The 12915-nt window shown below is 64.5% G+C and carries 16 protein-coding genes; 6 read left to right on the forward strand and 10 right to left on the reverse strand.

What is annotated here, in order from left to right; genetic code table 11:
- Positions 1–104: 104 nt before the first annotated feature.
- The 5 genes from EA472_RS04085 to EA472_RS04105 form a co-directional block, all read right to left on the reverse strand.
- Positions 105–299, reverse strand: coding sequence for a CbaC protein (locus EA472_RS04085; protein ID WP_124190232.1), 195 nt, complete (start codon positions 297–299; stop codon positions 105–107).
- Positions 299–2053, reverse strand: coding sequence for a b(o/a)3-type cytochrome-c oxidase subunit 1 (locus EA472_RS04090; RefSeq protein ID WP_124190233.1), 1755 nt, complete (start codon positions 2051–2053; stop codon positions 299–301). Before EA472_RS04090 ends, EA472_RS04085 begins: the two co-directional genes overlap by 1 nt.
- Positions 2050–2841: a cytochrome c oxidase subunit II gene (locus tag EA472_RS04095; protein ID WP_124190234.1), complete on the reverse strand. Its 792-nt coding sequence runs from the start codon at positions 2839–2841 to the stop codon at positions 2050–2052. Before EA472_RS04095 ends, EA472_RS04090 begins: the two co-directional genes overlap by 4 nt.
- Positions 2838–3002: a cytochrome oxidase gene (locus EA472_RS04100; protein WP_124190235.1), complete on the reverse strand. Its 165-nt coding sequence runs from the start codon at positions 3000–3002 to the stop codon at positions 2838–2840. Before EA472_RS04100 ends, EA472_RS04095 begins: the two co-directional genes overlap by 4 nt.
- Positions 3003–3301: 299 nt before the next feature.
- Complete coding sequence (locus EA472_RS04105) at positions 3302–3814, reverse strand: hypothetical protein (protein ID WP_124190236.1); 513 nt, start codon at positions 3812–3814, stop codon at positions 3302–3304.
- 151 nt (positions 3815–3965) lie between these two features.
- Here EA472_RS04105 and EA472_RS04110 point away from each other — a divergent pair, with 151 nt between their 5' ends.
- Entirely contained in the window at positions 3966–4841 is an 876-nt protein-coding gene (locus tag EA472_RS04110; protein WP_124190237.1) for a universal stress protein, read from the forward strand.
- Between the two features lie 95 nt (positions 4842–4936).
- On the opposite strand, the gene EA472_RS04115 is transcribed toward EA472_RS04110, so the two are convergent.
- Both EA472_RS04115 and EA472_RS04120 read right to left on the reverse strand, forming a co-directional pair.
- Entirely contained in the window at positions 4937–5659 is a 723-nt protein-coding gene (locus EA472_RS04115; RefSeq protein ID WP_124190238.1) for a class I SAM-dependent methyltransferase, read from the reverse strand.
- A 24-nt stretch (positions 5660–5683) separates the two neighbouring features.
- The gene (locus EA472_RS04120) at positions 5684–6073 is read right to left on the reverse strand and encodes a DUF2267 domain-containing protein (RefSeq protein WP_124190239.1); all 390 of its coding nucleotides are present in this window, start codon (positions 6071–6073) and stop codon (positions 5684–5686) included.
- A gap of 1067 nt (positions 6074–7140) precedes the next feature.
- Between EA472_RS04120 and EA472_RS04125 the strand changes: the two genes are divergently transcribed.
- From EA472_RS04125 to EA472_RS04140, 4 genes are all read left to right on the forward strand, one after another.
- Positions 7141–7581 (forward strand): universal stress protein, encoded by a 441-nt coding sequence (locus EA472_RS04125; protein WP_124190240.1) that lies wholly within the window; start codon positions 7141–7143, stop codon positions 7579–7581.
- A 177-nt stretch (positions 7582–7758) separates the two neighbouring features.
- Positions 7759–8619 carry a universal stress protein gene (locus tag EA472_RS04130; RefSeq protein ID WP_124190241.1) on the forward strand — a complete coding sequence of 287 codons (861 nt, stop codon included), beginning with the start codon at positions 7759–7761 and terminating at the stop codon, positions 8617–8619.
- Between the two features lie 149 nt (positions 8620–8768).
- Entirely contained in the window at positions 8769–9179 is a 411-nt protein-coding gene (locus EA472_RS04135) for a universal stress protein (protein WP_124190242.1), read from the forward strand.
- A 104-nt stretch (positions 9180–9283) separates the two neighbouring features.
- A complete protein-coding gene (locus EA472_RS04140) occupies positions 9284–9703 on the forward strand; it encodes a universal stress protein (protein WP_124190243.1) in 420 nt (139 codons plus the stop codon).
- A 253-nt stretch (positions 9704–9956) separates the two neighbouring features.
- On the opposite strand, the gene EA472_RS04150 is transcribed toward EA472_RS04140, so the two are convergent.
- The 3 genes from EA472_RS04150 to EA472_RS04160 form a co-directional block, all read right to left on the reverse strand.
- Positions 9957–10307 carry an ArsR family transcriptional regulator gene (locus tag EA472_RS04150; RefSeq protein WP_124190245.1) on the reverse strand — a complete coding sequence of 117 codons (351 nt, stop codon included), beginning with the start codon at positions 10305–10307 and terminating at the stop codon, positions 9957–9959.
- Between the two features lie 156 nt (positions 10308–10463).
- On the reverse strand, positions 10464–11318 hold the full coding sequence (locus EA472_RS04155) for a sulfite exporter TauE/SafE family protein (protein ID WP_124190414.1): 855 nt from the start codon (positions 11316–11318) through the stop codon (positions 10464–10466).
- A 2-nt stretch (positions 11319–11320) separates the two neighbouring features.
- Positions 11321–11989, reverse strand: a complete 669-nt coding sequence (locus tag EA472_RS04160; RefSeq protein WP_124190246.1) for an SCO family protein — start codon at positions 11987–11989, stop codon at positions 11321–11323.
- Between the two features lie 147 nt (positions 11990–12136).
- Here EA472_RS04160 and EA472_RS04165 point away from each other — a divergent pair, with 147 nt between their 5' ends.
- Positions 12137–12721, forward strand: coding sequence for a nitrous oxide reductase accessory protein NosL (locus tag EA472_RS04165; RefSeq protein ID WP_124190247.1), 585 nt, complete (start codon positions 12137–12139; stop codon positions 12719–12721).
- Positions 12722–12915 lie beyond the last annotated feature (194 nt).

Below are 12915 nucleotides of genomic sequence, written 5' to 3' on the forward strand. Positions count from 1 at the left end.
GGACCGGAAACGAGAGCGTATCGTCGAATAGGCTGCAATTTCGCGACGGGGTTCCGACGAGTCGACCGTGGACCGAACGCGACCGCGGCGCGCTCGAGACCGGATTACGGCTCCGACGTCTCCTCGTCGGCCGGTCGAACGGCCCACACGACGAGTGCCGTGATAGCCACGACGCCGACGAGAGCGATCTCGAGCACCGACACCTCGACGTCGAAGAACGCGAGAATCGTTCGCGCCTCGACGAGGACGACGAGACAAAGCGCGATTACGATGAGTAGTTTGGCGGGGGAGATGCGCATCAGGTGATCAACACTCCGACGTATGCAACTCCGTGCTGGAGGTACATGACGCCGTCGACGACGACGGGGAACGGTCCGACGTCGGGACCGAAGAGCCCGCCGCGATCCACGATGCTCGCGAGCGGAATCGCGTACGCGATGACGACCAGGACGAGGGCGATGCCGATCCACACGCGAAGATCGTCGAGGACGCGCGGGGAGTCCTCGGGACCGGAGAGCGCCGGCGGGATCGTTCCGTCGACGAGGGGATCGCTGTCGGTGTTGAACGCCGTCAGGAGGATGATCGCGAGAAACAGGACCGTCGAGACGAACAACAGGACGCCGCCGAGAGCGAGCTGGACGTCGAGTTCGGTCATCGATCCGACGCCGACCTCGTAATCGAAGGCGTACTGCGGCTCCGCGGATCGTCGCGGGACGCCGATGAGACCGGCCCGGTACATCGAGTTCGTCATGAAGACGATTCCGACGAACCAGAGGACGACCTGGAACAGTGCGATCTGTCGGCCGACGAGCCGGTTTCCGGTCAACTGTGGAACGAGCCAGTAGGAGCCGGCCATGAACGTCAACGCGACGGCGGTCCCGACCTGGGTGTGGATGTGACCGGGCACCCACAGCGAGTTGTGCACCAGGTAGTTGATGTTCATCCCGGCGTTGACGATGCCGGTGAAGCCCCCGAAGGCGAACACGAGTCCGGCGAGGGCCATTCCCGTAAACGCCGGGTCCTTCCAGGGAAGCGCTCGGAGCCAGTTGAGCGTTCCCGTGCCTCCCCGCTGACGGGCACCGTGTTCCATGCTAGCTACCACGGTGAACGCCGTCAGGAGGCTCGGTAACAGGAGGAACATCGTGTTCGTCATCGCGATGAACTTGAACCCCTCGGAGATGCCCGGATCGAGATACTGGTGGTGGATACCGACCGGAGTCGAGAGCAACACGAACAGGATAAAGACGACCCTGGCGAGCGGGTCGCTGAACAGGCGTCCGCCGGAGAGTTTCGGGAGAACGATGTACCACAGGAGGTACGCCGGCAGCAACCAGAAGTAGACGACGGGGTGGCCGAAGTACCAGAACAGCGTTCGCGTCAGCGTCGGGTTGAGGCTGTCGATCAGTCCGAGCGACCACGGCAGGATGAACGCGAGAATCGCGACCGCGACCCCGATCGAGGAGATGTACCACATGATCATAGTCGTCAACACCATGAACGTCGGCAGCGGGATTCGCTCGCCGGGATGGTCGCGCTTCCAGGCCCACCAGGTCCGGAACCAGTCGGCGCCCGCGAGCCACGTACCGACGACAAACAGTACGAGACCGGCGTAAAAGATCGGATTCGCTTGTAACGGCGCGTAGAACGTAAAGAGGACGTCCGCACTCAGTTCGGAACCGAGTACGTCAGGGGGATCGTCGAGAAATCCCGCGAGTATCGCGATCGCTGCGATCAGCGTTCCGACCGACATCAGTCCGTACCACGACCACGTAAGCCGCGCGTCTACCGGCCCCCGCTGTAAGCTGTCCGTTACCGCCCACTGATAGAGACCGACGAGGAAAAATATCGTGAACGTGATGACGAGAAAGACGCCGTGGCCGGTCAGGACGGTGTAGTACGTCGTCGACTCGACGATTCGGAACACGCCGGTCCGGTGGAGCGCCTGGATGACGCCGAAGAGCGCGCCGATCCCGAGCGCGACGAACGACGTCAAAAATGCGGCCCGAACGAGTCGCGCCTGTTCGGGATACTCGTCGACGAACAGGTCAGTCACGGTTCGTCACCCCCGTCGTCCGCATCGTCGCCGATCGTCACTGTCCCCGTCTCCACCTCGTCGTCGACCGAGGCGGACCACTCCGCGTCGCCCGGTTCGAGATCGTCGCCGTCGACGGTGACGGACACCTGCTCGGTTTCGCCTCCCGGGACCGTGACGTCCTGCTCGAGGGTCTCGTCGCCGACCTCGACGTCGACGGTCGTCTCCAGATCCTCGAGTAGACCGTTCTGAATCGAGATCGTCAGTTCGACGTCCTCTCCCGGCCCGACCTGGTCGGGCGCGTCGACCGAGAGCTCGGTAAGGCTGTACTCGTCTTCCGGGTGGACGATCAGCGATCCCTCCATGTCGTGGTGACCTGGACCGCAGTACTCGTTACAGACCACGCCGTACTCGCCGGGTTCGTCGAACTCGACGGTCATCGCCGACACCTCCCCGGGGATGACCATGGTGTTCGTGTTCGTCCCGACGACCGTGAAGCTGTGAATGACGTCCCTGCTCGTGACGTAGAACGTCACCTCGTTGTTCGCCGGAATCTCGATCGGATCGGGTTGGAAGAGAAACGTCATGGAGACGACGTACGCTTCGAACTCGTTTTCGCCGACCTGTTCGACGCGGGGGTCCTGGAACCGATCGTCCTCGTCGACATCGTCCGGACTGATCGTCTCCTCGCGATCGTCGACCATCGTGATTCCGAGCCCGACCGTTCCGTACGTGATCGTGACGATGAATCCCACGATGAGCACCATCGACGCGACCAGCCACAGCCGTTCGTAGGCGTGAATATTCATAGCAGAACAGTCGGTGTAGGGGCGTTTCCGACGAACTCGACGAAGTAGGTGAACAACCACATCAGCGTGAGAACCACGAAGTACAGCGCGATGAGCGCGAGCGTTCCGATCGGATCGAACTCGTCGTGACTGATCTCGGTCGAGATCCCCGAATCGTCCATGTCGCGTGGGTAACGACGATCGGTAGTATAAAATCGGGACCTGGTAACGTACGATGAACTGAACGTTACACCGTTGTAACGCCGATCAACGAGCGGTTTTACTCGATCTATCGGTCACGCGACCGGGGTTTCAGACCGGCGTGAACCAGTCTCGAACGCCGGACGGCGATTTTCTGACAAACGACGCGGAGTTCGCGCACCCGGCTCGAATAACGAGCGCGTACGGGCGGATGTGACGACTGATCGCGGGAACCAGAGCGACTGCACCGCCGAGAGGACCGCCTCGAGCGCGTCGCCGATCACTGGGTTCGAACGTCGATGGCGCCGGCCATCTCGGTGCCGTGGGTCTCACAGAGGTACAGTTCCATTTCGGCGGTGGCTTCGGCGATGATCGCACTCCGCTCGCCGTCATCGTCCTCGAAGTCCGTCGAGATGAGCGGGTCGGACTCGTCCCAGATCGCGAGGTTGTGCACATCGCCGTCGCGGTTGACCCAGGCGAATTCGTACTCGCGACCCTCGTACAGTTCTAGGTCGGGATTCTCCACACCGTCGATCGCCGCCGGTCGACGGCCGACCCAGTCGCCACCGTCGGCTGCCTCGAGTTCGATCGCGTCGACGTCCTCCCACCCATCTTCCCAGCCTGCGTCGGCTGGTTCGGCGTCGTCTGCAATTTCGTCGATCGGTTCGTCGGTCTCCATGTCGTCCGGATCGTTCGCCGCGTCCTCGGTACAACCCGCGACGATGGTCCCGCTCGCGATGCAGGCACCGATACGAAGCGCCGCCCGCCGCGATAGACGTGGTGAGTGACTCATCACGTTCGCTTGCACGGTAGCTCGGATACGTCTGCGGCCGACACCTGCGTGGACGATTCGCAGGGTCAGGCGTCTCCCCGCGGCTGGTCGGGGTTTATCGTCGTCGACGTGGAAGTCGACCGGGGCGGGTCGACGCTCGCCACAGAAACAGATGCCAGAACACGTCCTCGTTCCGATCGACGGATCGGATCACGCATTCGCGGGTCTGGAGTACAGCCTTGGGTCGTTTCCCGACGCGACGATCGACGTCCTCTACGTGGTCGATCCGAGCCACGATCACGTCGCATCCGTCGGTTCCCGCGAGTCTGTCGAAGCGCGGGCGGAACAACGCGGTGAGCGCGTTCTCGATCGCGCCGTCGAGTACGCCGAAGAGCGCGATCGACAGATCGGAAGCTTCCTCCGGGAAGGAGCGCCGCACACGGAGATCCTCGAGTCAACCAGTACCGACGTCGATCACGTCGTGATCGGAAGCCACGGCGAATCACCGCTCAGGCGTCCGTTTCTCGGTCACGTGAGCGAAGCCGTCGTCCGCCGAGCGCCGGTCACCACGACGGTCGTGCCGGAGCCGGTAGAGGCGATTCGCGAGCGCGAGTTACCGGGGTCCGTCCTCGTCCCACTCGACGGTTCGGAACAGGCCGAAGCCGCCCTCGAGTTCGCCCTCGAAACGTTTCCCGATGGGGACGTCACTGCGTTTCACGCGCTGTCGCTCCCGTTCGACCGCGACCGCACGGGCGTCCGCGGAACGTACCTCGAGGAGATCGTACGCGTTCGCAACGACCGCGCCGACGCAGTTTTCGAGGACGCGAGGGAGATCGCGGACGACCACGGAGCCGACGTTCGAACGGACACCGACGACGCCGATCCGGCGACGGCGATCGTCGAACGCGTCGAAACCGACGACTACGACCAGATCGTGATGGGGAGTCACGGTCGATCGCTCGCCGCCCGACTGATCACGGGAACGGTCGCGGAGCGGGTCGCGCGGCGGTCGCCGCGAGCGGTCACGCTCGTCCGAGGCGCGAACTGATCCAGCCATCGATTCGTACCGACAGGTGAAAGTCAGTTCCGGTGGGCCCGCAGGGCGGTCGCGGTTTCGCCGGTAACTCGGTGGAATAGACCCCATCAGCCGTCGAGCGATCCGTCCGGCTCGCAGACGACGATTTCGACCGGCAACCGCCAGACCGTGCTCGTCCGGTGGGCGACGATCCGAAACCCACACTCGAGTACGGTGTCGCGGAGGTAGATGGGGCGACAGTCGACGAGTTCGGGAACGACGCGGTGGACGAGTTCGTAGAGGCGGGTAGAAACTCCGACGTCGCGGCGGGAAAGCGAGACGACACAGCAGCGACCGTCCGGTTCGAGCACGCGTCGCCACTCCTCGAGTACGGCCGGAATCTCGGGCGTGTCGAAGAGTTCGAGGACGAAGCTCGCGAACAGCGCGTCGAAGGAGTCGTCGGGAAACGGCGTGGCCGCGGCGTCGGCTCGAACGACCGCACCGCGACCGAGGGAGTCGACAGCGAGGGCCGCCTCCGAGGACCGACACATTCCATCCGCGACGTCGATGCCCACGGCAGTTCCGTCCGGCGCCACCGAACGGGCGAGATCGACCAGGGCGGACCCGGTTCCGCAGCCGACGTCCAGCACCCTCTCGCCCGGACGGACGCCGAGCATCGCGAGTCCCGCCGACCGCGCCGGAGCTTCGAACGGCTCCGCCAGAACGTCGTACCACGTGCTGAGAGCGTCGTACCGATCGCGTGCGGCTGACTTCGGCCGACGAACGCGGCTGATCGGTCCGGGCGGTCGGTCGGACGGCGTTTCTGCCGATAGATCGGACGGGTCGGTCATCGACGACCGTCTCGTTCCAGTCGATCACTCCTCCGAACCGTCGACCAGTTCGAAGAGCGGATCGTAGTCCTCCGGGAGCTGGTTGGCGACCTTCGCGAGGTTGCCCGGCGGAACGACGTCTCCGACGACGGCGAGCAGTTGCTGGGCGTGGTAGTTGGCGTCCGAGCGGTCGACGCCCTCGCGTCTCGCCACCCTGTCGAGGAACTCCGAGTAGTCGAAGCGCTGTCCGTGATCCGCCTCCGTCAGGTAGCGGTCGATCTCCATGGGGAGCGGACTCGCCAGGTCGGTCGCTTCCCCCTCCTGTAAGCGTTCGCCGAGCGTCATCAGGACGGCGCGGGTCGCTCGCACGGCGGGGCCGAGCTGTGCGTACTCGAGTCTGTGCTGAACCTGTCCGACGAATTCTTTGTAGTTCATGGTGCGTGTTTCGTGGCGCGTCAGTTCGCTCGTCGTGCGATGTGGGGTCACGAGGGGACGGATCGAGGAAACCGCGAATCCTCGAGACGAGCGGGCGCCCCCAGTCCGATCGGAATCGGGACGGACGTCGTACACCGCCCCCACAGATAAATGGTGATGGGAGGTTGCAAACGCTAGGACACGTCTTTTTCCGCCGCGGCGGTACGGGGGGTGTGCGCGTCGTCGTCGCCGGAACGTTCGGTCCGCTTCACGTCGGTCACCGCGCTCGCGGACGCGCTCCGGTTCGACGGCGACGGAGTGAACGTCGCGGTGACGAGCGACCAACCGCGGACGAAACCCGAACCGCGTTCGATCCCGACCTTCGGCGGACGGGGAACCGATAGCCGCCTGCGCGGTCCTCGACGACCGGGGTCGAGAGACCACTCGAGGACGCGGTCGACGGGGTCACGTCGAAGCGGAGAGTCGGGCTGACGGACGAGCCATCCGACAAGAATGTTGGCGGTCTGATACAGTAGATCGAACCGACGCTGACGATGAATCGCGGTGGAAGCCTCGTACAATCGTCGCCGTTCCGAGCGATTCTGTTTGCCTTACTATCAGTTTTGAGCCATATTTCTCGCGAGGACTCGAGGTTCGGCCGAAAGAAACAGTTACGATGGTACACCTGTAAATTTTCCCGAGTTTTTCCGTCATATGAGGGGTTCGGGTCGGAGGCGTCTGTACGGCCTGAGACCGGATCGAGAAGTTATCCATTACCTGGCAGAGTCCGTATGTTTTTCGTCGAGCTTCACCGAAGGAGGGTGAAACGATCGACTGCGGGCGATCGTGGCTCCCCAATCGTCACCGTAGTATAAGTTTTTTGATGTAGTTCAGAACGGGCAAAGCGGGCGATCGAGCGGGACCGATAGCCGAATTCGTCGAGGGCAGCGAGATCGGCGACTCGCCCTCGAGGAACGGCCCCGTCGTACCTCGACGAATCGAACGGACGACCATCGGACCGGCGATCCACCCCGGTCGAGCCCGACAATCAGCGAAACGTATTTTATCCGGTGTTCCAATCACGTGATATGGTAAAACACGTACTCGTTCCGGTAGACGGATCGGAGCCGGCCGAGAAGGCGATCGACCACGTCCGAACGACCACGGCGGATAGCGTCGAGCGGGTTACCGTCATCCACGTCGTCGACCCCGCCGAAGGCGTCTACTCGGGTGCACACGAGGGGTACTACGATCGGGCGGCCTACGACCGCGCCGTCGAGCGGGGCGAAGACCTCTGCTCGAGCGCGCGCGACGACCTGGAGGAGGCGCTACCGTCCTCTACGGCCGTCGAAACGGCGGTGTTGACGGGTGAGCCGGCACGCACGATCGTCAACTACGCGGACGAACACGACATCGATCACGTCGTCATTGGCAGTCACGGACGGGAAGGCGTCTCGCGGATCCTGCTCGGAAGCGTCGCCGAAACGGTCACCAGACGAGCCGCGGTGCCGGTCACGATCGTTCGGTGAGAGCGGGAGCGCGAGCGCGACCGTCGGTCGGGCCGGAAGACGTTCGTCGACGGCGTCCGGGAATCGAGCCGTTCGTCGGAACGATCGTCCCGTCGATCGAACCCACCAGTTATGCGTCGGGTCGTCGAAGGGGAACGTGGTGTCGCGACCGACGTTCGCGAACGCCGGAATCGAACAATGCCACGCCACGTTCTCGTTTCGATCGACGACTCCGAACGGTCGTTCGCCGCCCTCGAGTACGCGCTCGCCTCGTTTCCGAACGCGTCGCTGACCGCGCTCACCGTGGTCGATCCGCGCGCCGACCGAGCCAGTTCGCCTGACGAACGCGAAGGGCCGACGGAGACGGACGTTCTCGACCGAGCGGTCGAACGAGCCGAAGACCACGGCCTCGACCTCCGGACGGAACGTCGGACCGGAACGCCACGCGGCGAGATTCTTTCGGCTGCGGTCGGACTGGACGTCGACCACCTCGTGTTGGGCAGTCACGGCCAGTCGCCGGTTTCGCGGCCGTTTCTCGGTCGGGTCAGCGAGGCGGTGCTCCGCCGGTCGGCCGTCTCGACGACGATCGTTCCCGAACCCGCGTCCGCCGTTCGCGACCGCGAGTTACCCGGACGCGTGTTGATCGCCGTCGACGGCTCCGAGCAGTCCGACGCCGCCCTCGAGTACGCCCTCGAGACGCTCGGCGGGGGAACGCACACCGCGTTGCACGTGATCTCGCTTCCGTTCGACCGGTCCCACGTGGACGTTTCGGGAACGTACCTCGACAAGATCCTCACGGCGCACGAAGCGAGCGCCGACGTCGTCCTCGAGTCGGCGAGGGAGATGGCCGACGGCCGGGGAATCGACCTCGAGACGGAGAGGGCGTACGGATCGCCGGCGGCCGAAATCGTCGAGTACGCCGAGACGAACGGGTTCGACCAGATCGTCATGGGGAGCCACGGGCGCTCGCTCGCCGCGCGGATGGTGACGGGAACCGAGGCGGAACGGGTGGCGCGACGGACGACACGTTCGGTGACGCTGGTTCGGGGACGGGCATAACGAGCACACCGGCGGAGCGTCGGGTACGGTCCTCGATCGGATGCTTCCGGCCGTGTCCCGCATCCAGGGTCGACTCGAGACGGGGTCGAACGTATCAGCGATCGCGGTGTAAGCTATTAGCGGCCGTTCGTGATACGTGCGGTCGACCGATGTACGACACGATTCTCGTCGCGACCGACGGCAGTGCGGCCGCAAACCGAGCCACGGAGCACGCACTCGATCTCGCGTCGACGTTCGACGCCGAGCTGTACGCGATCTACGTCGTCGACACGCGCCGGTACGGAGAGACGGTACTCACCGACGAGATCGACGCCGTCGAGGAACTCGAAGAACGCGGCCACGACGTCCTCGACGACCTCGTCGGGCGGGCGTCCGTCGAGGCGACGAGCGAGATTCGCCGCGGTCGCCCCCACGACGAGATCAGCGAGTGTGCCGACGAGGTCGACGCCGACCTGGTCGTCCTCGGGAACCGCGGTCTCGGCGGGGGGCCGGGAAGCGAGGTCGGAAGCACAGCCGAGCGCGTCGTGCGCTACCTCGATCGACCGGTGATCACGGCCTGAAGCGCGCCGATCACCTCGAGACCGGTACCCGGAGACGAAGGCGAACGTATCAACGGTCGTGGTGTGAGCTATTAACGGTCCCGCGTGATACGTCCCTCCGACCGATGTACGACACGATTCTCGTTCCGACCGACGGAAGCGATCCGGCGAACCGGGCGGTCGAACACGCACTCGAGCTCGCGGATCGGTACGACGCCGACGTCCACGCGATGTACTGCGTCGAGACCCACCGGTACGGCGAGCCGGCGCTGAGCAGCGCGGAGATCGTCCTCACGAGACTCGAAGAGCAGGGGGCGGCGATGCTCGAGGAGCTCGGCGAGCGGGCGGACACCCAGGGAATCGAGTGCACCTGGAACGTCTGTCACGGGCGGCCGTGGGAGGAGCTCCTCGAGAAGGCGGACGACCTCGACGCCGACCTGATCGTCATCGGGTTCCAGGGCCAGAGTCACCGACGACCGGGGAAGATCGGAAGCGTCGCGGAACGGGTCGTCCGATCGGCCGATCGACCGGTGTTGACGGCCTGACCGGACTCGAGGCGATGACGACCACACGCCGAGGCCACGACGTTCCCCGTCCCGGTCGGCGGTTCGACGCTCGCGCAAGCGGCGCTCGACGACGTCGGTCGAGATGAGCTGATCCGCGTCGGGTGAGACGCCTGTGGTATCGGGAGTTCGTACAGGTCGGTGAACGGCGACAGCGTCTCCGGGGTCAGGGTGACGAACGTCGTCTCTGTCGTCGCGTGGACGGATCGCACCTGACGTGATGCTCACACCGCGGTCAGGTTCGATCCGCGCGTGCCTCGACGAGCGCCAGCAACTCCGACACCAGATCGCACCGGTAGTAGCGGACCGCGTCGCTCTGTTCGTCGTGCTCGAGGAGGCCCAGGTCGGCCAGCACCGGACAGTGGACGTGAACGAACTCGCGTCGCCAGTCCGCTGCGGTGAGTCGGTCGTCACGTCCGGCGAGAATCGCGACCAGCCGCTCGCGACGGATCCAGCCGTGATCGCGCGCCTCGAGGACCGAAACGAGCAGCCGCCTGCGGCCGTCGGCCAGGGCGCGAAGCAGCTCGTCCACCTCGCAGGTCGCCCGGGAGAGTCCGTCGTCGTCCACGATCGAGCACTCGGTCATGGATGGATGCAGTTCCAGCCTGGCGGTCCACCGTAAAGTATCGACCCCGTATTCCCACGGCCCGACATATTTTGGATTTGCAGTACGTCTGCGAAACGAACCGATCGGGAAAGATCGAGACCGGGGCTGGGGATGCAGTATCGTCGAACGAAACGGCTACAGCGGCTGGAAGTGAGGGATGGGAATCGGCGGCAGGGGAACGCCGAGCATCGCGAGTCCGTGCTGGATCGGAACGTACCCGAGAACCACGAACGCGAGCCCGAGGACGCGGTGAAGACCGGCCCTGGTCTCGGGTCCCAGCGACTGAACGAGCGTCCCGTACAGAAACAGCGACGGGATCGTTCCAGCACCGAGGACGGCGAGCGCGACGAATCCCTCGAGCGGCGAACCACGGACGAAGGCGTACAGAAACGCAGGGTACAAAATCGAACAGGGAAGCAGCCCGTGTGCGCCGCCCAGCCCCACGATACGGTAATCGCCGACCCAGTCGTCGACGTTGTCGAGCAGCCACCGCTGGAGGCGACCGACGAGTGCGCCGACGAGCGGGACGCGAACGGCGGTGCCCACGCCTCGGTGCCCGACGAGATAGCGCACACCCATCGCGACGATGAGCGATCCTACCAGGACGCCGGAAATCGCGTGGACGTCGGTCACGACCGCCGAAACCGCCCGGGGAGTGACGAACACGAGCGTCCCCGCGAGTCCGAACAGACCGCCGAGAATCGCGTAACTGACTGTCCGCCCGAGGTTGAACAGCGCGTGCTGGCGAACCATACCGACGGTCACCTCCGCCCGCTCGGACGGCCCGGCGCGTCGGGCCCGGAGTCGATCCGAGTACGTCGTCACGAGCGGTCCACACATTCCCAGGCAGTGCGCACCGCCGAGTACTCCGATCAGTCCGAACACGACGAGACTCACCGGTTCGACGGCCGTCGGATCGAGCGTCAGATCGTAGCACTGCTGTTGGAGGACGACAGACGGACGGCGAGCCACACCGACGTATACGCCCATCGTCACCAGAGATCGTCCACGGTTTCGAGGTCGGCTGTGAGACGGTCCGTCTCCGGGTCTTCGCCGCGATAGCTCCGTTCGACGTAGCCGTCCGGATTGACCAGGAACGTGACGGTGACGTGATGGAAGTCGTAGTCGCCACCGCCGAGGTCCTCGCGTTCGAACGGGACGCCGAGGCGTTCGTCGACGATCTCGACGGCTTCGTCGGCGTTCGCCGGTCGGAGATAGTGCCAGTTCGTCGCCTCGAGGTCGACGTTCATCATCTCCGCGTGCTCCCGTAGCGCCTCGGCAGTGTCCCGTTCCGGGTCGAACGTGATCGCCAGAAAGCGAACGTCGTCGATACCCATCTCGAGGCTGTTCGCCTGGACCGTCGACAGTGCGTTCATCAGCGGAATACACTCGGTAGGGCAGCTCGCGAAAAACGCCGTCGAGAGGTGGCAATCGTCGAGTTCGTCGACGGCAACGGTCGTCTCGGCGAGCGAGTCTGACAGTTCGAACGCCGGGAACTGATCGGCGTACGTCGGGTAGGAGGGATCTCCCTGCGCCTCGTCAGCCGGCGGCTCGAGTACGACGTGATCGGGGGAATCGTCCGCGATCAATCCGGTTAGACAGCCGGCGATCGTCGTGAGTCCGGCCGTTGCTCCAGCGCCGAGAATGCGGCGTCGGTTCATCGTGAGGCGGTTGGAACGCAACGGCCAAGTAGCATCTGGTTAAAACGTCGAAATCGAGACGTAGACGCGGTCAAAACGAATATCGGGCCGAAACGATTCGGCGATCGTACCAGACGAGACTTACTAGTGCGGTACCGATTACTCGGTATGGACCCGAATCCACGTGGTGGGAACGAACGCACGCGACGGTCGCTGCTCGTTGGCGCGGCGGCCGTCGGGATCGGAGCGATTGCGGGCTGTCTGGGCGACGACGACGCCCCCGACCCGATCACCATCGCGGACGACCAGGCCTGTGACAACTGCACGATGGGAATCGGTCAGCATCCGGGTCCAGTCGGACAGGCCCACTACGAGGACGCCGACGAGGTCGTCGGCGAAGATCGACCGGCGCAGTTCTGTAGCTCGCTGTGTACGTACGCGTTCACATTCGAGCGGGCAAACGAGGGAACCGACCCACAGGTCACGTACATCACGGACTACTCGAGCGTGGACTTCGAGATTACGACCGACGACGGGGAATTCGAGATCAGCAACCACCTGGACGGGGAGACGTTCGCGCCACCGTCCGACCTCACGCTGATCGCCGACAGCGAGGTGCTGGGTGCGATGGGACGGTCGATGGTCGGGTTCTCCGACGGAGACGATGCCGACGATTTCCGCGCGGAGTACGGCGGTGAGGAGTACGCACACGAGGACGTGACGATGGAACTCGTGATGTCGTTGATGTCGTAAACTCCCCCTCCTTCCCCTCGGCGAATGCGCGTCTCGGGCCTTTCGGGCGGGGGTCGCTTCGATTTGTGCCGACGGATGCGAGAGCGTACGATCGATCACCCGAGACGGTCAGGTAGTACGATACACCAGTGAGACCGCAGGCGGATCGCGGTCGTGCCGGTACCGACGGCCCTCGGACCGTACGAGTCACCGCT

This window comes from Natrarchaeobius oligotrophus (genome assembly GCF_003841465.1).
Taxonomy (GTDB): domain Archaea; phylum Halobacteriota; class Halobacteria; order Halobacteriales; family Natrialbaceae; genus Natrarchaeobius; species Natrarchaeobius oligotrophus.

Bases quoted from the DNA above. Each gene is read 5' to 3' on its own strand.
- EA472_RS04085 (WP_124190232.1), bottom strand. From the start codon at position 299: ATGCGCATCTCCCCCGCCAAACTACTCATCGTAATCGCGCTTTGTCTC.
- EA472_RS04095 (WP_124190234.1), bottom strand. From the start codon at position 2,841: ATGAATATTCACGCCTACGAACGGCTGTGGCTGGTCGCGTCGATGGTG.
- EA472_RS04100 (WP_124190235.1), bottom strand. From the start codon at position 3,002: ATGGACGATTCGGGGATCTCGACCGAGATCAGTCACGACGAGTTCGAT.
- EA472_RS04105 (WP_124190236.1), bottom strand. From the start codon at position 3,814: ATGAGTCACTCACCACGTCTATCGCGGCGGGCGGCGCTTCGTATCGGT.
- EA472_RS04110 (WP_124190237.1), top strand. From the start codon at position 3,966: ATGCCAGAACACGTCCTCGTTCCGATCGACGGATCGGATCACGCATTC.
- EA472_RS04115 (WP_124190238.1), bottom strand. From the start codon at position 5,659: ATGACCGACCCGTCCGATCTATCGGCAGAAACGCCGTCCGACCGACCG.
- EA472_RS04120 (WP_124190239.1), bottom strand. From the start codon at position 6,073: ATGAACTACAAAGAATTCGTCGGACAGGTTCAGCACAGACTCGAGTAC.
- EA472_RS04125 (WP_124190240.1), top strand. From the start codon at position 7,141: ATGGTAAAACACGTACTCGTTCCGGTAGACGGATCGGAGCCGGCCGAG.
- EA472_RS04130 (WP_124190241.1), top strand. From the start codon at position 7,759: ATGCCACGCCACGTTCTCGTTTCGATCGACGACTCCGAACGGTCGTTC.
- EA472_RS04135 (WP_124190242.1), top strand. From the start codon at position 8,769: ATGTACGACACGATTCTCGTCGCGACCGACGGCAGTGCGGCCGCAAAC.
- EA472_RS04140 (WP_124190243.1), top strand. From the start codon at position 9,284: ATGTACGACACGATTCTCGTTCCGACCGACGGAAGCGATCCGGCGAAC.
- EA472_RS04150 (WP_124190245.1), bottom strand. From the start codon at position 10,307: ATGACCGAGTGCTCGATCGTGGACGACGACGGACTCTCCCGGGCGACC.
- EA472_RS04155 (WP_124190414.1), bottom strand. From the start codon at position 11,318: ATGGGCGTATACGTCGGTGTGGCTCGCCGTCCGTCTGTCGTCCTCCAA.
- EA472_RS04160 (WP_124190246.1), bottom strand. From the start codon at position 11,989: ATGAACCGACGCCGCATTCTCGGCGCTGGAGCAACGGCCGGACTCACG.
- EA472_RS04165 (WP_124190247.1), top strand. From the start codon at position 12,137: ATGGACCCGAATCCACGTGGTGGGAACGAACGCACGCGACGGTCGCTG.